Source organism: Hymenobacter fastidiosus, assembly GCF_039539565.1.
Taxonomy (GTDB): domain Bacteria; phylum Bacteroidota; class Bacteroidia; order Cytophagales; family Hymenobacteraceae; genus Hymenobacter; species Hymenobacter fastidiosus.
Genome location: NZ_BAABDJ010000007.1, coordinates 211,456 through 230,118, shown reverse-complemented (window position 1 = coordinate 230,118; position 18,663 = coordinate 211,456). Strand labels below are relative to the sequence as shown.

Sequence of the window (18,663 nt, the reverse complement as noted above, 5' to 3'; positions counted from 1 at the left end):
AGACCGACTGCTGACAGCAGTCGGTCTTTTCGTTTACCAAAGGCAAGCCGCTGATCTGCCCTGGCCCGGGAAGCGCGGCGGGTACGACTTTTGATCGGAGGTCACGCTTTGCCGGTCGGGGTCAGCTTATGCCCGCTCTTATTTGGTGGGCTGCCAGGTGAAGCTCAGCCCCATGCCGCCCGCGGCTCCGGGCTGCCACATGGGCGAGAAGCTGGTCCCCTCCGGCAGGCGGGGCTTGCGGCCCCAGCGGTTGCGGTGCGACAGGTAAGCCAGGTGGGCCGACAGAATACCAATACCCGCGCCGGCAAATACATCCGACTGCCAGTGCTTGGTATTGATCATGCGCAGTGCCGCCACACTCGTAGCAATAGTATAGGCCCCGACTCCGTACCATTGGCTTTTATCCCGGAACTCGGTGTGTACGATGCTGGCGGCCAGAAAGGCCTGGGCCGTGTGACCCGAGGGAAACGAAAGGTTATCGGAGCCGTCAGGACGGGTTTCGCGGGTCAGGTGTTTTACGGCATACACCGTAGAGAGCATCAGAAGCTCGCTTTTTAGAATTACCAGGCCCATATTGAGCCGGTCGTCGCGCGACTCAACGCCCGCCAGTGCCACGGCCCCCAGCTCGAGGTAGGGAGCAATAATCAGGAAGTTGTCGATTTTGGTGCGGTAGGTTGGAAACAGGCGGTGGATGTCGCGGTTGGCGTTCTGATTGGTGTAGAACCCGCCGCCATCAAACGTATAAGCGCCATACCCGATCAATAGGGCCGGCACGATGCTGGCCCGCACCAGCTTGCCTTTGTACCAGGGTTTGGACGCTGCCGGCGCAAGCTGAACGGGTTTCTCAAACTTGTGCAGCGTGTCGGCGGGAGCTACCACCTGGGCCGTAGCCGGGGAGAAAGAGGTGGTCCAAAGCGTCACCGCCGCCAGAAAAGAAAGAAAAGAAGTACGCATCGGAAAAGAAGGTAAAGGGCCGTGCTGGTAGACGAGCGGTAAGAATACGCTGTGATTCTGGGGATAACCTGAAGTTGATTTAGAAAAGTGCCGTGCCCAGGGGACCACCAAGCTGTCCAGTAGTTCAATTTTTTGTCGATTGTCATCCTTCATCGGGCGTACGCTTACGAAGGACCTCCCTTACTCTACCCCAAAAAAAACTGAGGGCCTAAAAACGGGGTAGTCCGACCTTTGGGGTTTCAACACTCCCAAACCCATTCCGCCCCGTGAAGCATTACTTCGGTACCAAAATTACCACTCTTTTGCGGCACCTAAAGCGGTTTGGCGAATGGAGTGGCTGCCGGTCCGGCGGCTACCCGCCGTCGGGCCGGTCGTCGCTTGCGCAATGCCGCCTAACCGCTCTACCCGTAGTCCGCAACCTGGCGCGTCAAAAGTTTGTCGCTCAGTTTAGTAGTGTCCTGCGCAAGAGCCGCCACGTGCAGTTTGGCGAAATGGCCCACCACCTGAACGATGTCGTTAAATGGGCGTCCAACGAGACGCGGATGCAGAATTTCTTCCGCGAAACCGACCTCAGCTATTTGATTGGGCAGTGGTCTACTTTAAGATGATATTGCGGTTATGGTTGTCGGTGACAATTTTAATTCGGTCCGCGGGCGTTTTCAGGTCCTTACTGAACGAACAACTTTTGCGCACCAGTACCCCAGTGCAGTGTCCCCCCGATCATCGAGCCCACGTACAGCCAGTGGAGTAAGGGTTGAGTAGCCATTTCAAGCGGGGTAGTTGAATGAAAAAAGCAAATAGTTACCGTACCCTCACTGCGGGTTGGGGCTTTGAGTTATAGCTGCATAGCCTCCAGCGGCTGCGGGCGGCGGCCCATGACGGCAATGTCGTGCACGCCGCGCTGCCCTAGCCCGGCCACGAGGGCTTTGCCAATGCCGACGCTGCCCCCGGTAAGGAGTACCCTCTTCTCCTGCAGGTCCATGGTGTCCTTTTTGCCGTTCTGACCTAACCCCCGGGGCCCGGAGCAAGCAACGGCCCCTGCGCCATACCGAAGCCTACCTTGGCAACTTTTGACGAACCGCCGGACCACTCCACCCCCTCATTCCTTCCTTATATGACTCCCACGCCCATTACCCTGACCGACAAGTTCGCCCAGTTTCAGGACCTCTGGAACCCTCGCATCATCGGCGAGTTGAACGACCAGCACATCAAGATTGCCAAGGTGAACGGCGAATTCATCTGGCACAGCCACGCCGGGGAGGACGAGCTGTTTATGGTGGTGCAGGGCAAGCTGCTGATGGATTTTCGGGACCGCACGGAAGAAGTGCACCCGGGGCAGCTGCTGGTGGTGCCGCGCGGCACCGAGCACCGGCCCCGCACCGAAGCCGAAACCTGGATTCTGATGATAGAGCCCAAAACCACGGTCAACACCGGCAACGTGGCGAGTGAGCGTACGCGCCGGGACCTGGAAGTGCTGTAAGGACCCAGGCGGAGCTGCCCAACGCTTGCTTCCCGTCTGGTCCTGGGCCCGGCTTTTCCTGCCGTATCGCCCGCCCGCCGAACGTTATGGGTCGGGCGAACCGGGCGGCCTGCCATCGCACCACAGAATCCGGCCGGTGCTGGTCGACCGGAACCCGACTCGGCCAGGGGCGTATGCTGCGGGATATCCCGACTTGCAGCCCCACGCCCTATGCCCCACCCGAACCCCGAAAAGCAGCAGCTCCAGCACGAGCGCTACCAGCTGCTGCAGCAGCTCACCGACTGGCTGGAAACGCCCATGCTGGTGCTGGGCTTTGGCTGGCTGCTGCTGCTGGGCGTGGAGCTCCTCTGGGGCCTTACCCCGGCGCTGGAGCTGCTGGGGACCTGCATCTGGGTGATTTTCATCCTGGATTTCCTGGTCAAGTTAATCCTGGCCCCGCGCAAGCTCTCGTTTCTCCAGCAGAATATCATCACGCTGATTTCGCTGCTGGTGCCGGCCCTGCGCCTGTTTCGGCTGGCGCGCGTGTTTCGCGCCGCCCGGGCCGTGCGCGGCCTGCGGCTGGTGAAAGTAGTAGGCTCGCTGAACCGGGGCATGAAGGCGCTGGCCGCCAGCTTCGGGCGGCGCGGCGTGGGCTACGTGCTGGGCCTAACGGGCGTGGTGATGCTGCTGGGGGCGGCCGGCATGTATGCCTTCGAGAAAGACGTGCCCAACGGCCTGCGCACCTACCCCGAAGCCCTGTGGTGGACGGCCATGCTACTCACCAGTCTGGGCAGCGAGTATTGGCCCCGCACCATCGAAGGCCGGGCCCTGTGCTTTCTGCTGGCGCTCTACGGCTTTGCCGTATTTGGTTATTTTACGGCCACGCTGGCCACATTCTTCATGGGCCGCGACGCCGAAAACCCGCAGGCCGAAGTGGCCGGGGCCGCGGCCGTAGCGGCCCTGCACGAGGAAGTGCGCCAACTGCGTGCCGAGCTCCGGCCAACGCCCTGGCCCGCCGACCCCGCGGCCCCGCCCAAGCCGGACTAGCCAGGTTTCACAACGGGCGTAGCTTAACCTTTGCCGGTAGCCGGGGGTATAAACGGCGTTACTCTTTCCGCCTGCCGCCTGCCGCCAGGGCACGGCCGCGTAAACTGGCCTCGGCCGGGCTGCTCCTGCGCCGGGGGGGGGCCGGCGAAGCTCTTCTTTTGTTCCCGCTTACCCCCCCGCTATGGATTTTTCCCTTGCCTGGCAGAAGCTCAACCAGATTGGCCGCGACCTGATGCTGGCCCTGCCCAACATCGTCTTCGGCCTGGTGGTGCTGGTGGGATTTATGCTGCTGGCCCGCGGCGTCCGCGCGCTGGTGCAGCGCGTCACGCGCAGCAAAAAGAACAATCATAATCTCTCCGTGCTCCTGAGCCGCCTGGCCTACGTGGCCATGCTCGTCCTGGGCGTGCTGGTGACGGTCACCATCGTCCTGCCGGGCTTTACGCCCGCGAGTCTGGTCAGCGCGTTGGGCGTGGGCGGCATCGCCATTGGGTTTGCCTTCAAGGATATCTTTCAGAACTTCCTGGCCGGCATCCTGCTCCTGCTCACGGAGCCCTTTAAGATTGGCGACCAGATCAGGTATAAGGACTTCGAGGGTACCGTGGAAGACATCCAGACCCGGGCCACGGCCATCAAAACCTACGACGGCCGGCGCGTCATCATCCCCAACGCCGAGCTGTTCACCAACGCCGTGACCGTGAACACGGCCTACGACAAGCGCCGCCTGCAGTACGACGTGGGCATCGGCTACGGCGACGACATTGCCCGGGCCCGGGAGCTGATGCTCGAAGCCATGCGGGAGGTGGAGGGGGTGCTCAGCGACCCGGCCCCGGAAGCGCTGGTGATGGACCTGGCCGAAAGCTCGGTCAACATCCGGGCCCGGTGGTGGGTCGACCCGCCCCGGCAGGCCGACGTGCTCGACGCCCAGGACAAGGTGCTCGAAGCCATCAAGAACAAGCTTAGCGTGAATGGCATCGACCTACCCTTCCCCACCCGGCAGATCCTGTTTCACGACCAGACCGAAGCCTCCGACGGCAACCGGCGGCAGCAGCGCGAAGGCTGGCCCGCCGGCCCGGGTGACGTGCCCCCGGCCCGGGCGGAGGTGGTTCGTTCCTCATCCTCTCAGCAAGGGGAACCAAGCGCCTAGCCCCCACGCCCCCAGGCCGGCAGCCCCGTTCAGCTCCCGGCTCCCCGCACGTGGCGCCCCTCCAAAGCGGTTTCCAAGTTGGTGTATGCTGTTTTTAGGGGAATTAAAAATGAAGAATTAAAAGTCTGACGGTAGTATTTTTAATTCTAGTCATTCAGCCCCGGCAGCAGCTCCTCCAGCCGCTGGCGCACTTGTTCCCGCTCATAGTCCGTGGGCAGAGTCCGCCGGGCGGCTTCGGCAATCAGGTCGGCTTGCTGACGTAGGGCCTGGCGGCGCTCCGCCGCGTGGGTACGCTGGCCGATGGTAGCCAGGGCGGTGAGCAGGCGCAGGTACACGGCCGCGTTGCCGTCGGCGCTGAGGCGAATCTGGTCAAAGGCGGTGGCCACGTATTTCTCAAACGTCGGACGCACGGCAATGATGCGCACCCGGTCCGGGTCGGCGCGTAAGGGCCCTTCGAAGCGGCGGTCGGCCAGCTGCGCGAGCAAGGCGCCCAGGTGGTCGATGCCGATGATGGCCGTGGTGGTGTCGTTGATGCCCGGCGAGAGAGCCTTCAGGGCAATGTCTACCAGCTGGCGCAGGCCAAAGCCCGCGTCCTGCTCGATGGTGCGCTGGCTGCCCAGGCGAAAGCAGTCGTTGACCTGCGCCGTGAGCTCCTCGCTTAGCGCCCCGGCGGTTCCCTCGTAGCGGGCCACGCTCACCAGCGCCGCGCCGCGGGCTACGAAGCTGCCAATGCCGTGCTCCATGCGCACCACGCCCGCCAGCTGCCGGGCCAGCCGGAGCAGTGCTTCCTCGTCCAGGCTTTGCACGTAGCCGGTGGCCCGGGCCGGCACCGGTCGCCAGCGGAATTCCCCGGCCTGGGTAAGCAGGTCCTGCGCCTGTTCTGGGTCGGCTTCCTCCCCCAGCTGGTTGGGAAACAGCCGGCCGATGGCCGCCTGCGTTTCCTCGGTGGCGTGGCGGATGATGCTGGACGCCTGAATGGCGGTGGCCATGTGGTGGATAAAGAATATCAGCACCCCGATGCTGACCAGGGCCAGCACCAGCCCCATGAGCACGGCCAGGGAAGGAATAAAACGCCCCTCGTCGCCGCCGCGGATGGTGCGCAGCACAATCAGGCAATACACAAAAATGCTGACGAAAAAGCCCAGCACCACCTGGTTGGCCCGGTCGCGCATGAAGTTGCGCAGCACCCGCGAGGTATACTGGCTCGATACCTGCGCCAGCGTGCTCAGGGTCAGGGAGAAAATCAGGGCGGCTACCGTGACCATGGAGCTGCCAATGGCCGTGAGCATGCCCCGGGCGCCGTCCGCGCCCGCGCCGAACAGCAGCGGGTATTCCGCTAGCCAATCGTGGCTCATTCCGGCGTCGAGAAACACCAGGGCGAAGGCCAGCGCAATGGCCCCGGCCACCATTAGCGTGGGTACAAACCACAGGCTGGCGTTGACGTTCTGCCATAGGGCGCGGAGTTGGTTCATGTCTTGGTAGGTACTGCCGGGCTCGGCGTAAAGTTGTGTTTTCTCCGGGCCGGGCCGCGGCGGGTCGGCCTGGGTTGGAACTGTCCGTTCGTCGGCGCGTACGCTGCTTATGCCCGATACTCCTTTGTTTGCTTCCCGGAAATGTTCCTATTGCCAGCAGTGGTCGACGTGGCAGCAGCGCTCCGACGACCGCTGCGAACACTGCGGCGAGCTGCTGGACCCGCAGGCCCACCGAAGCGCCCTGGCCCGCGAAGAAGTCGAGAAACAGCAGACCCCGTCGGTCATACTCATCGGGATCAAGCCGGATGACGGAGCCGTGGTCCGCTTTTTTAAAACCATTATTCGGGGTGGTTAGCTTGCTTTCGCGGCCATTCTGGCGTTTATCGTTTGGGTGGTAACGGTGCTGGTTGGCTGATGCGGGGCTGGCCTGAGTTTCGCCGGCCCTTGTTCGTGGGCGCAGTCCTGCTTTTTGGCGGGCAGCAGTTCCTGCGCTATGTCCTTGCCGTGCCCGGGCCGGCGCTGCTCACGGCCTACCTGGGGGATTTGACCAGTATGCCCATTATCCTGACTCTGGCCCTCTTTGCCCAGCGGCGCCTGGTGGCGCATTCGCGCACCTTCGTCTTCCCCGATTCCTGGCTGCTGCTGGCGTGGCTCTCCGTGGCGGCGTGGTTTGAAGTCCTGCTGTCCGTTTTCTCGGCCCGGGCCGTCGCCGACCCCTTCGACGTAGGGGCGTACGCGCTGGGCACCCTGGCGTTTCGCCACTGGCTCAACCGGGCGGGCGAAGAAACGGGACGGCAATAAGACGGCGAAGCGCGACTAGTGCTCCGCATCGTCCGGGGCCTCACCGGTGCTCAGGCCCAGCTTTTTGACCAGTGGCCCGATGCTCAACCCCTGCACGATGATGCTGAAGATGACTACCACGTAGGTGACGCCCACAATCAGGTCGCGGGGCATGGACTCGGGCAACGACAAGGCCAGGGCCACGGAGATGCCGCCCCGCAGCCCGCCCCAGGTCAGCACCCGCAGCGTCTGCCGGTCGAAGGGATAAAAGCGCCTGAGTAGCACCAGCGGTACCCCCACCGACACCCAGCGGGCCACCAGCGTCAGCACAATGGCCACCAACCCCACCAGCAGGGTGGTGCGGCTGATGTCGAGCACGAGCATCTCCAGGCCGATGAGCACGAAGAGTACCGCGTTGAGAATCTCATCCAGGATTTCCCAGAACTTGTCGAGGTACTCGCGCGTGACGTCCGACATGCCCAGCTGCCGGCCCTTGCTGCCCACAATCAGGCCCGCCACCACAATGGCCAACGGCCCCGAGGTGTGCAGGGTGGTGGCCAGCGCCGTGCCGCCCATCACCAGGGCCAGAGTTATCATCACTTCTACCTGGTAGTTATCGATGGTGCGCAGGGCCCGGTACGCCACGTAGCCCAGCACCGCGCCCAGCCCGATGCCGCCCACCGCTTCTACCAGAAACAGGCGTCCGATAACCGCGGGCGTGGCCTGCCCGGCCCCAAACTGCGCAATCTGAAACAGGCTGATGAACACCACCACGGCAATGCCGTCGTTGAAGAGCGACTCGCCCACAATGCGGATTTCCAATGACTTATCGATGCGGGCCGCCTTGAGAATGCCCAGCACGGCAATCGGGTCGGTGGGGGAGATGAGCACGCCAAACAGCAGGCAATAGATGTAGTCGATGGGCTGCCCGAACAGGGGCAGCAGGTAGTAGAACGCGGTGCCAATCAGGAAGGTAGAGAGCAGAATGCCGACCGTGGCCATGGTCCCGATGGCCAGTCCCTGCCGGCCCAGGGCGCCCACATCCACGTGTAGAGCGCCGGCAAAGAGCAGAAAGCTCAGCATCACCTCCATGAGCACGGCGTGGAAATCGATGCCCCGTACCAGCTGCCCGGCTTTCAGCACCCAGTCCACGCCCAGCTTGCCCAACCCGATGGCCGCCAGCGACGAAACAAGCGCCAGGACCATCAGCCCGATGACGCCCGGCAGCTTCAGCAGCCGGTGGTTGACGTAGCCAAATACGGCGGCTATGACGATGAGCAGGGCCAGGGTGTTGTACAATTCCATCAAGAGGCGGGTAGGGGTGAAATCTGGTAGACGCAAATTCGACGGGCTTGGTTGGAGCTGCGGGGAATGACCTTGCCAGCCTGCCTGGATAAGGCGAACCGGCTTATTTCCCCGCTTATGGGGTCCATCGTGGGCATCGGCTTCGGGGCGGCCACAGTGGAGGTGGACCTGGTGCGGCGGGACCCGAAAAACCTGCTCATCGCGGCCGGCATCAGCCTAGTGGTGTCGACCCTGTACTTCCGGCGCCGCTCACCGACGCGGGCTCCGAGCTGCTGGCCCGCACCCGGCCCACCGCCTGAGACGTGCTCGTTGCCCTGCTAGGCGGGGCGGCCGGCGCCGTGGGCCTCACCCGCCACTCGCGCGGCAACACTATTCCCGGCGTGGCCACGGCCCTGATGCCGCCGCTGTGCACGGCCGGCTACGGGCTGCCCACGGCCCCCATGCTCCTGCGAAAAGTACGGGTTGAGCACCCCTCCATACGCCAGTTAGGTCTGGGCCGTCTGGTTCGACCGGCGGCTGATTCGCTCCGAGCCGATACCACGGTGGTCGTATCCATGCGAACCAGCCGTCCGCTGCCGGCCCAGGAGCGGCAGTGCCTGCGCCAGTGGCTCCCCCTCCGGGCCGGAGGTAAGCGCGCCGTGGAGCTGTTGCTCAATCCGGCACCCGGGAAGTAAACGAGTCCGAACGCAAAAAACCCGGAAAACCCTTTCTGCTACAGGAGAAAGGACTTTCCGGGTTTTTCGGTAGTGTATACGTGAGCCTCTTATTGAGACCCAACCACTACCGCTGGAAACGACGGAAAGAATCTGTTTATCAGTTGTTTAGCCTGTTTGAAGCAGCGGCAAAATTTTCAGAGGGGGCGTAAAAGGGGGCGTCAGCATCTAAAACCCACTTCTGCAGCAGCAGTAAACTACCGGAGTAGAAAACTACGAAGAATTACGCATACCGGGCAACAGCGTGCTTAAAGTGCGCTTTTCTCCGCACCAGCTACGGCTGTTACCCTACGAAACCTCAATCATCGGCCCGCGCAGCTCCACCGAGCCCCGCGCACTGTTATCCAGAAACCGCATGACTTCCTGGTAATTGTGGCCCAGCGCTTCAATGGCTTCCCGCAGCTTCTCATTGGCTGTATCGGGCCGCCCCGGCGCGTTGGTGGAGATAAAGCCCCGTACCATCCACAGTTCCAGCAAATCCGCCACGGGCAGCGCATACACGCCGTACTGTCCCCCATTATCCGAGTGCAGCTCAATGGTGCCGCGCCGGTCAGTGATGGGTGCTACCAGCCGCTTGAGCAGCACGTTTTCAGCCGTTACCAGCACGTAGCTTTCGTGCGGCTTGAGCAGGTCCCAGCGTTCCACGAAGGAGCACACTACCAGGTCATGGTGCTTGTAAGTGGGGGCCATACTGTCCCCCGACACCTCAAAGGCCCGGTAGGTAGAGCCCGTGAAGCCCGGCAGGGCGTAGGGCGTCATGTCCTTCAAAAACCTGGGCTCATTGAATTGCCGCTGGTAGCCCGCCTGGGCCTGCACGGAAACGAGGAGCGTGTTTTCCTTGCCCACCTGGTCCACCGTCACCGCCAGCACCTGACCGCTGGTAACGGCCCGTTGGGGCACCGTGGGCAGCATTGCCGTGATGGCCCCCGGGCCCGGCCCCTCCAGGCCCATGCGCAGCATCGGCCCGCGCCCCATCAGAAGCCAGTCGCCGGAAATCTCCGGGAAGGTGCTCAGCACTTCGACCATCGATTCAAAGCCCGGCTTGATACCACCTGACAAAAACTTATAAAATTTTGAAGCGCTGGAATGCCCTAGTTTCTGGCTTGCCTGATTTACATTCAGCTGATAATGAGTGATAACCTGTTTGAGACGGTCACCCACCTGGTTTGCACTCTCCATGTGTTTCGGAATTTGTGGTAGGTTTTTGACTGGTTTATTCGTTTGTTTATACGAACAGTGTCCGCCTTTACAAGCAAATGTAACAAAATACGAACGAAATGCAAGACAGTACGAAAGCCATTCCCCAGGGTGCCGACTCAGTCCCCACTTTGCGTGACCTCTACGCCCGCCTGGGGCCCCGCAACGGTATTGCGGCCCGCGTAGTCGCCCACCTGGCCGCTGCCGGTACCAGCGTAGCACTGAGCACCGTGTTCAACGTCATCTACGGCCGCTCCAATCACGCTGCCGTTACCGACGCTTTCCTGACGGTCGTAGCTGCTGAGAAGGAGCGCCGGGCCGATGTAGCTGCCCGCACCAGGGCTTTAGCCGCCTGATGCCATGCAGGTAGCTATTCTCGTCCCCGAAACCGAGTGGCGGGCTTTGCTCGACACCGTGAGCCGGCTCGAAGCCGCCCACGCGGCCACCGCCGTTCCCGCACCTCCGCCCGACGACATTCTGACGGTTCCCCAGGCTGCCGCGCTGCTCGGACTCTCCGCCGAGTCCATCCGCCGCGCCCGCCGGGCCGGCCGGCTCAAAGGCGTCCGCCGCAACGAAAAGGAGTGGGGCTTCCCCCGCTCCGCAGTCGAACAGTACCCTCTGCGCTACCACCGGCCCGCGGCCTGAGCTGATGCCCGCCACACTTACGCACGGAGCCCTTTGCAACCGAAGGACAGCGAAGCTAACGGCATCGGCGGCTTCGCCCTGGCTGCCCGTCAGGCAGGCATCGTCACCGCCTGGGCGGTCGAAAAAGACCCGTTCTGTAACGCTGTCTGCCGGCGGCACTTCCCTTATGCCCAACAAACAGTTCCTCGATGTCTACGATGCCCACGACCTCCCACGAGGTGACATTATTTCCGCCGGCTACCCCTGCCAGCCCGAGAGCTGCGCCGGGAAGCGGCACAGCCCGGCGGATGACCGCTGGCTCTGGCCTGAAATACTTCGGATTCTTGCCCAATGCCGGCTCGGCTGGTTCCTTGGTGAGAACGTTGCTGGCCACGTCACGTTGGGCCTCGACGGCGTGCTTCCTGACCTGGAAGCGGCAGGTTATGAGGTCTGGCCGCTTGTGCTTCCGGCTGGTGCCCTCGGTGCCCCGCACCGCCGCGACCGGGTCTGCATTATTGCTCACACCCACCACCGACAGCCGGCACAACCGGAGCAAGCCCTACGCCCAGGGCGGGATACCGCTGGCCCTGGCCGTGCAGCTGCTCCCGACGCCGATAGCCAACGACGCGGCCAACCCCGCGGCCAGCCCCTCGCGGCTGCGCCAGGCCAGGGCCCCCGGCCTGACGGCCGAGATTACGAACCGGCTACAACCGGACAAGCCAGCGGCCCCGACCGCGGAATGGGGTGGGTATTTACTTAGAGCAGTTTTCGAGTCAGTGTACAGCACGATTGTAGGGGCGGGGCTTGCCCCCGCCCCTACACGGTCAACCCTGTCTACCGGCTTGGAAACAGCTGTAGTACCCGACATACCTCAGCTCTTTTTTCAGTTCATCGCCGACTACGAAGCCGGCCGCGTCACCAGCACCACGGAAGCCGGGCACCCATGAATTTCATCCAGCACACCCGCGCCGCCCACGACCAGCTGACCCGGCAGCCGGCTGCCACGCCGATTCACGTCAGCTTGTATTGGGCGCTGTTTTTCGAGTGGAACGCTCACCGCTTCCCCGTGTCGCTGGCTCTGGACCACGAGCAGCTGATGACCGCCGCCCACATCGGCAACCGCAAGACGTACCGCGCCACCCTCTACGACCTCGAAAATTGGGGCCTGCTCACCTACCAGCCCAGCCAGTCGCGCCACCAGCCCAGCCGCTGTTTTCTCGCCGATTTACCGGGGGCAGAACTGCCCCCGGTAACCCCGCCTGCCGAGGGCACAAGTGCCCCACATAAAAACGGGTTTACCGGGACCACAACTGCCCCCGGTAACCACGGCCTACCGGGGCCAGTTGTGCCCCAGGTAAAAGTTTTATCGGGGGCAGAAGTGCCCCAACCACTCCTTATAGGTAATAAACCTTCCACTAAGAGTAAACCTCCTGTAGTAGTAAACGGCGCCGCCGCCACTGCAAAAAAAAAGAAGGGGCCTGCGGCGCTTCCCAACGAAGGGCTTTCAGAGGCGGAAGTTTTCAACCCCGACTTACCCGCCGACGCCCCAGGCGCAGCCCCACAAAAGACGCCGCGAATCAAGCGGGGCGCGCCCAAAAAAAAAGGGGTACACGCCGCGGCAATCCGCGCAGCTGACACCGCCGGCCCCAACGAGCCCCGCCGGCGCGGCCCGCTGCCTGAGCTGCCGTTCAGCCAGTCGGCCATCGCCACGCCGGAGGCCTTCACCGCCGCTTTCGAAGGCACCGATTACGCCCTGGCCGACCTACGCCACTACCACCAGCTGGTCGCCACCTGGCGCGACAAGAAAACCGGCCTGCCGCCCACCCGCAAAGACTGGATAGCCACCGCCCAACGCTTCATGCTCAACGATGCCGCCGACAACCGCCTCAAACTCGCTCCCAACGTCCACCGCCCCGGCACCGATGGCACCGGCCAATCAAACGCCGGAATCCCATCTACTGGCTACCGCAGCAGCCGCTACGACTAGCGCCCTGGCCGCCGAATCCACCGCCGAAACCCGCGCCATGCTGGCCGACATCGGCATCGGCCTCACCAAAGCCCAGGCCCAGGCCGCCCCCAAAATCTTCCAGCTCAACCACCGCATCGGCGAGCGCGAGGTAGTGAAGCTGCTCGTCGTCATCCTCCGTGCTTTCGTCGACTCGCTCCGGGTGAAAGACAAGCCCGAGGCCGGCGACCTCATTGCCCTGGCCGACGACCTGGCCCGCACCTACACCCACGACAGCATCAAGGACATCATCCTGGCCCTGAAAGAAGCCCGCACCAGCGGCCACAACTTCTTCCAGGCCCTCGACGTGAGCACGCTCTACAAGCTGATTGCGGACTACTTCGAGCAGAAGGCCCGCTTCCTGGAAAACCGCCACCTCGACCAGAAAGCCAACGGGGCCAGCCAGCAGGCCACCGACGTGAAGCTGTTGGGCAACGCCGCCCCCAAGATGCTCGAGAACGTGGCCCAGCAGATTCCCGACGACCACCCCAACGCCGAAGGCATCCGCCAGAAGCTCTCTATCACCAACGCCAGGGTCCGCCGCGGCCTCATCACCCCCGAGCAGGCCGAGCAGCAGCGCGCCGAGGCCCGCAAAGCCACCCAACGCAAGGACCGCCCCGATTGGAAGCCTGGCGCCGAGGCCCAGAAAGCCATTGACCAGCGCCACCGCGCCGAAGATGCCCGCCTGTTTGAAAAGTACCGCCCCGCCGCCCTGACATGATTTCACCTAAACACCAGCAACCGAAGGTCAGAACAAGTTTCAATCCGTGTGTTGACCGGATGGCCTCAGGAGGGAACGTGCAAGACCTGTTGCAGAACTGCCTATTAGAGTTTCAATCCGTGTGTTGACCGGATAGCCTCAGGAGGAGATGGCCGCCGTGATGGCCGACTTGGATGCCATTACGTTTCAATCCGTGTGTTGACCGGATAGCCTCAGGAGGGAAACTTCGAAATGAGGCATATCGACCGGATTTTTCGTTTCAATCCGTGTGTTGACCGGATAGCCTCAGGAGGGGCACCAGACGCAATCTTGTACACCGCCGTGTTTTTGTTTCAATCCGTGTGTTGACCGGATAGCCTCAGGAGGCATTTCTCGCCCCGCCCGCCGCATAAGAATATTATGGTTTCAATCCGTGTGTTGACCGGATAGCCTCAGGAGGCGCACCACGGCCGCCGAGGGTGGGGGCTACCTGCTGTTTCAATCCGTGTGTTGACCGGATAGCCTCAGGAGGATGTCCACTTATACCAGTATGCAGCTGCTCTACCTGCCGTTTCAATCCGTGTGTTGACCGGATAGCCTCAGGAGGTGGCTGACTTAACCACCACCACCACCCGCTAATAACAGTTTCAATCCGTGTGTTGACCGGATAGCCTCAGGAGGCTTGAAGCGCATGGCGGTTACGTGTTGCGGATGAGGTGTTTCAATCCGTGTGTTGACCGGATAGCCTCAGGAGGTCGCCACGGCTGGAGCGGGTGCGCAGCTCACGACGGGTTTCAATCCGTGTGTTGACCGGATAGCCTCAGGAGGACGACTGGCTGAAAAGCATCGGGGCCTTCAGCTGCTTGTTTCAATCCGTGTGTTGACCGGATAGCCTCAGGAGGCCTGCAACTCGCGCTGTTTGAGTTGCACCTGCAGTGGTTTCAATCCGTGTGTTGACCGGATAGCCTCAGGAGGTTGAAACGCATCCGGTCAACGTTCAGGCTGCGGCCAGGTTTCAATCCGTGTGTTGACCGGATAGCCTCAGGAGGGCTGAACAGCCGCCGGAACTGCCCGTTGGATTGCGTGTTTCAATCCGTGTGTTGACCGGATAGCCTCAGGAGGCTGGAAAGCCTACGCACAAGTGTAATTCCCCCAATCTGTTTCAATCCGTGTGTTGACCGGATAGCCTCAGGAGGCGGGCTGAAATTTCGGTGCTCTACATTACTGAGAAGGTTTCAATCCGTGTGTTGACCGGATAGCCTCAGGAGGGGGTGGAACTCGACCGCGGCCCGCATCCCGAGGCAGTTTCAATCCGTGTGTTGACCGGATAGCCTCAGGAGGCCTTCCTTTCACAGGCGCATGTGCATAACTGAACCCGTTTCAATCCGTGTGTTGACCGGATAGCCTCAGGAGGGTTGACCTCGACCTACTGGCCGCTATCCCCTACGAGTTTCAATCCGTGTGTTGACCGGATAGCCTCAGGAGGTGAGCGTACGCCAGCTGCGGGCGCACCTTATCCGCGTTTCAATCCGTGTGTTGACCGGATAGCCTCAGGAGGACAACCGGAAAGCCGGGATTGTGGCCCCTGCTAACGGTTTCAATCCGTGTGTTGACCGGATAGCCTCAGGAGGCCACACGCAAAAACCCTGACCAATTCCGGCTAGAGCTAGTTTCAATCCGTGTGTTGACCGGATAGCCTCAGGAGGCAGCATCTGTCCGGCATCACCTACCGCTTGGTGGAGTTTCAATCCGTGTGTTGACCGGATAGCCTCAGGAGGCTATTACCAGGCCAACGGCCAATCGTTGTGCAGCTACGTTTCAATCCGTGTGTTGACCGGATAGCCTCAGGAGGCTTTGTCGGCGGCAGCCTGGCCAGCCTGCTTTGGCGTTTCAATCCGTGTGTTGACCGGATAGCCTCAGGAGGTCTGCGGAGTCAACCACACCAACCGGTCCGTGATGGTCGGTTTCAATCCGTGTGTTGACCGGATAGCCTCAGGAGGAGGCGAGTGATTAGGCTTCCTCGCCCATCGTTGGCGCGTTTCAATCCGTGTGTTGACCGGATAGCCTCAGGAGGGCTTTCCACCGGCACCCACTTGGCCGGCAGCGTGTCGCGTTTCAATCCGTGTGTTGACCGGATAGCCTCAGGAGGAGAAGTGCTGGCGGAATGCGGACCTGTCGGATGCAGGGTGTTTCAATCCGTGTGTTGACCGGATAGCCTCAGGAGGTGTCCGCTTTCCGGCTGATATACCACCATCCCGGAAAAAGTTTCAATCCGTGTGTTGACCGGATAGCCTCAGGAGGCATGGGGTGCTAACAGGACAGATTACACTGTAAACGGTTTCAATCCGTGTGTTGACCGGATAGCCTCAGGAGGGTGGCCACGCTGGGAGAATTGAACGTAATCATTGGCGGTTTCAATCCGTGTGTTGACCGGATAGCCTCAGGAGGCCTATGTTGCCCAACGCTGGGAACTCTCACCACTAGGGTTTCAATCCGTGTGTTGACCGGATAGCCTCAGGAGGGTATAGCCGAAGGCTGCGACTTCGTTAGGGGCAGGCAGGGTTTCAATCCGTGTGTTGACCGGATAGCCTCAGGAGGACTTGCCTACGCTCAGGCTGCCCAGCTCGCGGATATGTTTCAATCCGTGTGTTGACCGGATAGCCTCAGGAGGGTACCAGAACCAGGGGCCTCCCGGCGTGCTCTACGAGTTTCAATCCGTGTGTTGACCGGATAGCCTCAGGAGGCTTCGATGTGCAGCTGCAGCGCCCGGACGGCTCAATGTTTCAATCCGTGTGTTGACCGGATAGCCTCAGGAGGTCCTGTTTCCAGCCATCGAACGCTATCGGCTGCCCTTGTTTCAATCCGTGTGTTGACCGGATAGCCTCAGGAGGGAAAGGCCGGGCAGGTGACGGACACGGGCCTGCTCAGTTTCAATCCGTGTGTTGACCGGATAGCCTCAGGAGGCTACGACCCGGCCACGCGCACGGCCATCATGATCCGGTTTCAATCCGTGTGTTGACCGGATAGCCTCAGGAGGTCCGGCTCGCTCTTCTCCAGCTCGTCGAGCTGCACCAGTTTCAATCCGTGTGTTGACCGGATAGCCTCAGGAGGTCTTGAATATTTCCATGGTCCGGCTGCCTGAGCTACGTTTCAATCCGTGTGTTGACCGGATAGCCTCAGGAGGCTGGAATGCCGAAACCCAGACCCTGCACTTTTACTTGTTTCAATCCGTGTGTTGACCGGATAGCCTCAGGAGGTCGGCACCCTACCTTTTCCCAGCACGCTACCCTCCTCGTTTCAATCCGTGTGTTGACCGGATAGCCTCAGGAGGTTTGCGCCCCTCCAGGGCGGCACGGCGCATAAACTCGGGTTTCAATCCGTGTGTTGACCGGATAGCCTCAGGAGGCCATGAAGCCGCTGCTGGATGCCCACGAGCAGGCCATGTTTCAATCCGTGTGTTGACCGGATAGCCTCAGGAGGAATGGCCCCGGCCGGGTAGGCCGGGGCTGGTTTCAGTTTCAATCCGTGTGTTGACCGGATAGCCTCAGGAGGCGAACCGGCCCGCTACCCAGCGGGCCGGTTTCGGCAGGTTTCAATCCGTGTGTTGACCGGATAGCCTCAGGAGGAGTGTGTCCCGCATGCACGAGAACACTCTGTGGTAGGTTTCAATCCGTGTGTTGACCGGATAGCCTCAGGAGGGCCAGCAGCGCCCCCCGCTTCGCCGAAGGCGACGTGTAGTTTCAATCCGTGTGTTGACCGGATAGCCTCAGGAGGGGTCGTAGTGCTCTTCCCAGAGCAGGCGTAGTACGGGTTTCAATCCGTGTGTTGACCGGATAGCCTCAGGAGGGGGGTTCTTCACGCCGTCCCAAACGGTGTTGTTGTTGTTTCAATCCGTGTGTTGACCGGATAGCCTCAGGAGGCGTGCATGGCCCATTGTCCCCGGCGTAGGGCGGCTAGTTTCAATCCGTGTGTTGACCGGATAGCCTCAGGAGGAATGCCTCGCCATCGCCGGTCAGCAGCCAGTTAACGCGTTTCAATCCGTGTGTTGACCGGATAGCCTCAGGAGGCACCGCATTTTTTGGCATGGAAAAGTATCCGATCTAGTTTCAATCCGTGTGTTGACCGGATAGCCTCAGGAGGCGTAATGGAAACGTATTCAGCCCTCAATAACTACTAGTTTCAATCCGTGTGTTGACCGGATAGCCTCAGGAGGTGCGCACCCCGGCTTCGAGGTGGTAGGCCCCTTCGGTTTCAATCCGTGTGTTGACCGGATAGCCTCAGGAGGATGACACCAGCCGAATACAAGGCCCTCACGACCCGGTTTCAATCCGTGTGTTGACCGGATAGCCTCAGGAGGCGTCGGGCGCGGGCTTCCGCTGGTGCACAGGCTTAATGTTTCAATCCGTGTGTTGACCGGATAGCCTCAGGAGGTTGCGCTGGTCGTGGTGCTGCTGCTGGCCTTGCTGACGGTTTCAATCCGTGTGTTGACCGGATAGCCTCAGGAGGCGTTGGTAGTGGGACGGGGGCGGGGGAGAATAGAAGGTTTCAATCCGTGTGTTGACCGGATAGCCTCAGGAGGCCCGCACAAAACCGGGGGTCTATGCCCAATGTTACAGTTTCAATCCGTGTGTTGACCGGATAGCCTCAGGAGGCATCGCCGGCGACTACGACCAGAAGGCGCTGTACCTGTTTCAATCCGTGTGTTGACCGGATAGCCTCAGGAGGGGCGCCGCCAAAGCACTTGCCCCTGGTGGCGGCAGGTTTCAATCCGTGTGTTGACCGGATAGCCTCAGGAGGGCTGAAACAGGAGGCCCAGGTACGCAGCGAGATTTTGTTTCAATCCGTGTGTTGACCGGATAGCCTCAGGAGGTTCCCACCCGAGCAGGCCGCCGCCCCCACCCTGGAGTTTCAATCCGTGTGTTGACCGGATAGCCTCAGGAGGCGATTACGGCCGGGTCGTTTAGTAGCCGGTTCGGCAGTTTCAATCCGTGTGTTGACCGGATAGCCTCAGGAGGATTGGACTCTGCTCGATATTATCCTGCTGTGTCTGAGGTTTCAATCCGTGTGTTGACCGGATAGCCTCAGGAGGGATTCTTTTGCGTTGTAGAGCGCCTTCTTGGGCTGGTTTCAATCCGTGTGTTGACCGGATAGCCTCAGGAGGAATCTTTTCGTAGGGTATCGTTTCGCCGGTTCCCAGTTTCAATCCGTGTGTTGACCGGATAGCCTCAGGAGGGTGCATGGCCCACTGGCCACGACGTAGGGC

The 18,663-nt window shown here is 61.4% G+C and carries 18 protein-coding genes and 1 CRISPR repeat array (1 of these 19 only partly in view); of the genes, 13 read left to right on the top strand and 5 right to left on the bottom strand.

Annotated elements, in window-relative coordinates; translation table 11 throughout:
* Positions 1–138: 138 nt before the first annotated feature.
* Complete coding sequence (locus tag ABD833_RS05990) at positions 139–954, bottom strand: phosphatase PAP2 family protein (protein WP_345071641.1); 816 nt, start codon at positions 952–954, stop codon at positions 139–141.
* A gap of 266 nt (positions 955–1,220) precedes the next feature.
* On the opposite strand from ABD833_RS05990, the gene ABD833_RS05985 reads away from it, so the two are divergent.
* On the top strand, positions 1,221–1,562 hold the full coding sequence (locus ABD833_RS05985; RefSeq protein WP_345071639.1) for a hypothetical protein: 342 nt from the start codon (positions 1,221–1,223) through the stop codon (positions 1,560–1,562).
* Positions 1,563–1,789: 227 nt separating this feature from the next.
* Here the strand turns inward: ABD833_RS05985 and ABD833_RS05980 are convergent, their stop codons facing one another.
* Positions 1,790–1,936, bottom strand: a complete 147-nt coding sequence (locus ABD833_RS05980; protein ID WP_345071637.1) for a hypothetical protein — start codon at positions 1,934–1,936, stop codon at positions 1,790–1,792.
* Positions 1,937–2,068: 132 nt separating this feature from the next.
* Here ABD833_RS05980 and ABD833_RS05975 point away from each other — a divergent pair, with 132 nt between their 5' ends.
* The 3 genes from ABD833_RS05975 to ABD833_RS05965 all read left to right on the top strand — a co-directional run bounded on the left by ABD833_RS05975 (position 2,069) and on the right by ABD833_RS05965 (position 4,604).
* A complete protein-coding gene (locus ABD833_RS05975; RefSeq protein WP_345071635.1) occupies positions 2,069–2,434 on the top strand; it encodes a cupin domain-containing protein in 366 nt (121 codons plus the stop codon).
* Between the two features lie 210 nt (positions 2,435–2,644).
* On the top strand, positions 2,645–3,460 hold the full coding sequence (locus tag ABD833_RS05970; protein WP_345071634.1) for an ion transporter: 816 nt from the start codon (positions 2,645–2,647) through the stop codon (positions 3,458–3,460).
* Positions 3,461–3,641: 181 nt separating this feature from the next.
* Positions 3,642–4,604 (top strand): mechanosensitive ion channel family protein, encoded by a 963-nt coding sequence (locus ABD833_RS05965; protein ID WP_345071632.1) that lies wholly within the window; start codon positions 3,642–3,644, stop codon positions 4,602–4,604.
* Positions 4,605–4,750: 146 nt separating this feature from the next.
* On the opposite strand, the gene ABD833_RS05960 is transcribed toward ABD833_RS05965, so the two are convergent.
* A complete protein-coding gene (locus ABD833_RS05960; RefSeq protein ID WP_345071631.1) occupies positions 4,751–6,076 on the bottom strand; it encodes a DUF2254 domain-containing protein in 1,326 nt (441 codons plus the stop codon).
* Between the two features lie 109 nt (positions 6,077–6,185).
* Here ABD833_RS05960 and ABD833_RS05955 point away from each other — a divergent pair, with 109 nt between their 5' ends.
* Both ABD833_RS05955 and ABD833_RS05950 read left to right on the top strand, forming a co-directional pair.
* Entirely contained in the window at positions 6,186–6,431 is a 246-nt protein-coding gene (locus ABD833_RS05955) for a hypothetical protein (RefSeq protein ID WP_345071629.1), read from the top strand.
* Between the two features lie 59 nt (positions 6,432–6,490).
* Positions 6,491–6,877, top strand: a complete 387-nt coding sequence (locus tag ABD833_RS05950) for a hypothetical protein (protein ID WP_345071628.1) — start codon at positions 6,491–6,493, stop codon at positions 6,875–6,877.
* A 15-nt stretch (positions 6,878–6,892) separates the two neighbouring features.
* Here the strand turns inward: ABD833_RS05950 and ABD833_RS05945 are convergent, their stop codons facing one another.
* A complete protein-coding gene (locus ABD833_RS05945) occupies positions 6,893–8,161 on the bottom strand; it encodes a cation:proton antiporter (RefSeq protein WP_345071627.1) in 1,269 nt (422 codons plus the stop codon).
* Positions 8,162–8,278: 117 nt separating this feature from the next.
* Here ABD833_RS05945 and ABD833_RS05940 point away from each other — a divergent pair, with 117 nt between their 5' ends.
* Both ABD833_RS05940 and ABD833_RS05935 read left to right on the top strand, forming a co-directional pair.
* Positions 8,279–8,482, top strand: coding sequence for a hypothetical protein (locus ABD833_RS05940; protein WP_345071625.1), 204 nt, complete (start codon positions 8,279–8,281; stop codon positions 8,480–8,482).
* Positions 8,464–8,835, top strand: a complete 372-nt coding sequence (locus ABD833_RS05935; protein ID WP_345071623.1) for a DUF389 domain-containing protein — start codon at positions 8,464–8,466, stop codon at positions 8,833–8,835. Before ABD833_RS05940 ends, ABD833_RS05935 begins: the two co-directional genes overlap by 19 nt.
* 327 nt (positions 8,836–9,162) lie before the next feature.
* Here the strand turns inward: ABD833_RS05935 and ABD833_RS05930 are convergent, their stop codons facing one another.
* A complete protein-coding gene (locus tag ABD833_RS05930; RefSeq protein ID WP_345071622.1) occupies positions 9,163–10,053 on the bottom strand; it encodes a S24 family peptidase in 891 nt (296 codons plus the stop codon).
* 98 nt (positions 10,054–10,151) lie between these two features.
* Between ABD833_RS05930 and ABD833_RS05925 the strand changes: the two genes are divergently transcribed.
* The 5 genes from ABD833_RS05925 (at position 10,152) to ABD833_RS05905 (ending at position 13,421) form a co-directional block, all read left to right on the top strand.
* A complete protein-coding gene (locus ABD833_RS05925; RefSeq protein WP_345071621.1) occupies positions 10,152–10,427 on the top strand; it encodes a hypothetical protein in 276 nt (91 codons plus the stop codon).
* A gap of 4 nt (positions 10,428–10,431) precedes the next feature.
* Positions 10,432–10,716, top strand: coding sequence for a helix-turn-helix domain-containing protein (locus tag ABD833_RS05920; protein WP_345071619.1), 285 nt, complete (start codon positions 10,432–10,434; stop codon positions 10,714–10,716).
* 4 nt (positions 10,717–10,720) lie between these two features.
* Positions 10,721–11,455 (top strand): DNA cytosine methyltransferase, encoded by a 735-nt coding sequence (locus tag ABD833_RS19315; protein ID WP_425553575.1) that lies wholly within the window; start codon positions 10,721–10,723, stop codon positions 11,453–11,455.
* Between the two features lie 183 nt (positions 11,456–11,638).
* The gene (locus ABD833_RS05910) at positions 11,639–12,682 is read left to right on the top strand and encodes a hypothetical protein (RefSeq protein WP_345071617.1); all 1,044 of its coding nucleotides are present in this window, start codon (positions 11,639–11,641) and stop codon (positions 12,680–12,682) included.
* A complete protein-coding gene (locus ABD833_RS05905) occupies positions 12,618–13,421 on the top strand; it encodes a hypothetical protein (RefSeq protein WP_345071616.1) in 804 nt (267 codons plus the stop codon). The genes ABD833_RS05910 and ABD833_RS05905 overlap by 65 nt, the downstream gene beginning before the upstream one ends.
* Positions 13,422–13,457: 36 nt before the next feature.
* Positions 13,458–18,663: a CRISPR direct-repeat array (repeat unit 37 nt; unit sequence GTTTCAATCCGTGTGTTGACCGGATAGCCTCAGGAGG); it runs 2,751 nt beyond the window's last position.

What these genes read in the sequence shown, in the direction of transcription:
- ABD833_RS05965 (WP_345071632.1), top strand. Translation starts at nt 3,642, where the DNA reads ATGGATTTTTCCCTTGCCTGGCAGAAGCTCAACCAGATTGGCCGCGAC.
- ABD833_RS05970 (WP_345071634.1), top strand. Translation starts at nt 2,645, where the DNA reads ATGCCCCACCCGAACCCCGAAAAGCAGCAGCTCCAGCACGAGCGCTAC.
- ABD833_RS05920 (WP_345071619.1), top strand. Translation starts at nt 10,432, where the DNA reads ATGCAGGTAGCTATTCTCGTCCCCGAAACCGAGTGGCGGGCTTTGCTC.
- ABD833_RS05925 (WP_345071621.1), top strand. Translation starts at nt 10,152, where the DNA reads ATGCAAGACAGTACGAAAGCCATTCCCCAGGGTGCCGACTCAGTCCCC.
- ABD833_RS05940 (WP_345071625.1), top strand. Translation starts at nt 8,279, where the DNA reads ATGGGGTCCATCGTGGGCATCGGCTTCGGGGCGGCCACAGTGGAGGTG.
- ABD833_RS05930 (WP_345071622.1), bottom strand. Translation starts at nt 10,053, where the DNA reads ATGGAGAGTGCAAACCAGGTGGGTGACCGTCTCAAACAGGTTATCACT.
- ABD833_RS05980 (WP_345071637.1), bottom strand. Translation starts at nt 1,936, where the DNA reads ATGGACCTGCAGGAGAAGAGGGTACTCCTTACCGGGGGCAGCGTCGGC.
- ABD833_RS05910 (WP_345071617.1), top strand. Translation starts at nt 11,639, where the DNA reads ATGAATTTCATCCAGCACACCCGCGCCGCCCACGACCAGCTGACCCGG.
- ABD833_RS05960 (WP_345071631.1), bottom strand. Translation starts at nt 6,076, where the DNA reads ATGAACCAACTCCGCGCCCTATGGCAGAACGTCAACGCCAGCCTGTGG.
- ABD833_RS05990 (WP_345071641.1), bottom strand. Translation starts at nt 954, where the DNA reads ATGCGTACTTCTTTTCTTTCTTTTCTGGCGGCGGTGACGCTTTGGACC.
- ABD833_RS19315 (WP_425553575.1), top strand. Translation starts at nt 10,721, where the DNA reads ATGCCCGCCACACTTACGCACGGAGCCCTTTGCAACCGAAGGACAGCG.
- ABD833_RS05945 (WP_345071627.1), bottom strand. Translation starts at nt 8,161, where the DNA reads ATGGAATTGTACAACACCCTGGCCCTGCTCATCGTCATAGCCGCCGTA.
- ABD833_RS05955 (WP_345071629.1), top strand. Translation starts at nt 6,186, where the DNA reads ATGCCCGATACTCCTTTGTTTGCTTCCCGGAAATGTTCCTATTGCCAG.
- ABD833_RS05950 (WP_345071628.1), top strand. Translation starts at nt 6,491, where the DNA reads ATGCGGGGCTGGCCTGAGTTTCGCCGGCCCTTGTTCGTGGGCGCAGTC.
- ABD833_RS05975 (WP_345071635.1), top strand. Translation starts at nt 2,069, where the DNA reads ATGACTCCCACGCCCATTACCCTGACCGACAAGTTCGCCCAGTTTCAG.
- ABD833_RS05905 (WP_345071616.1), top strand. Translation starts at nt 12,618, where the DNA reads ATGGCACCGGCCAATCAAACGCCGGAATCCCATCTACTGGCTACCGCA.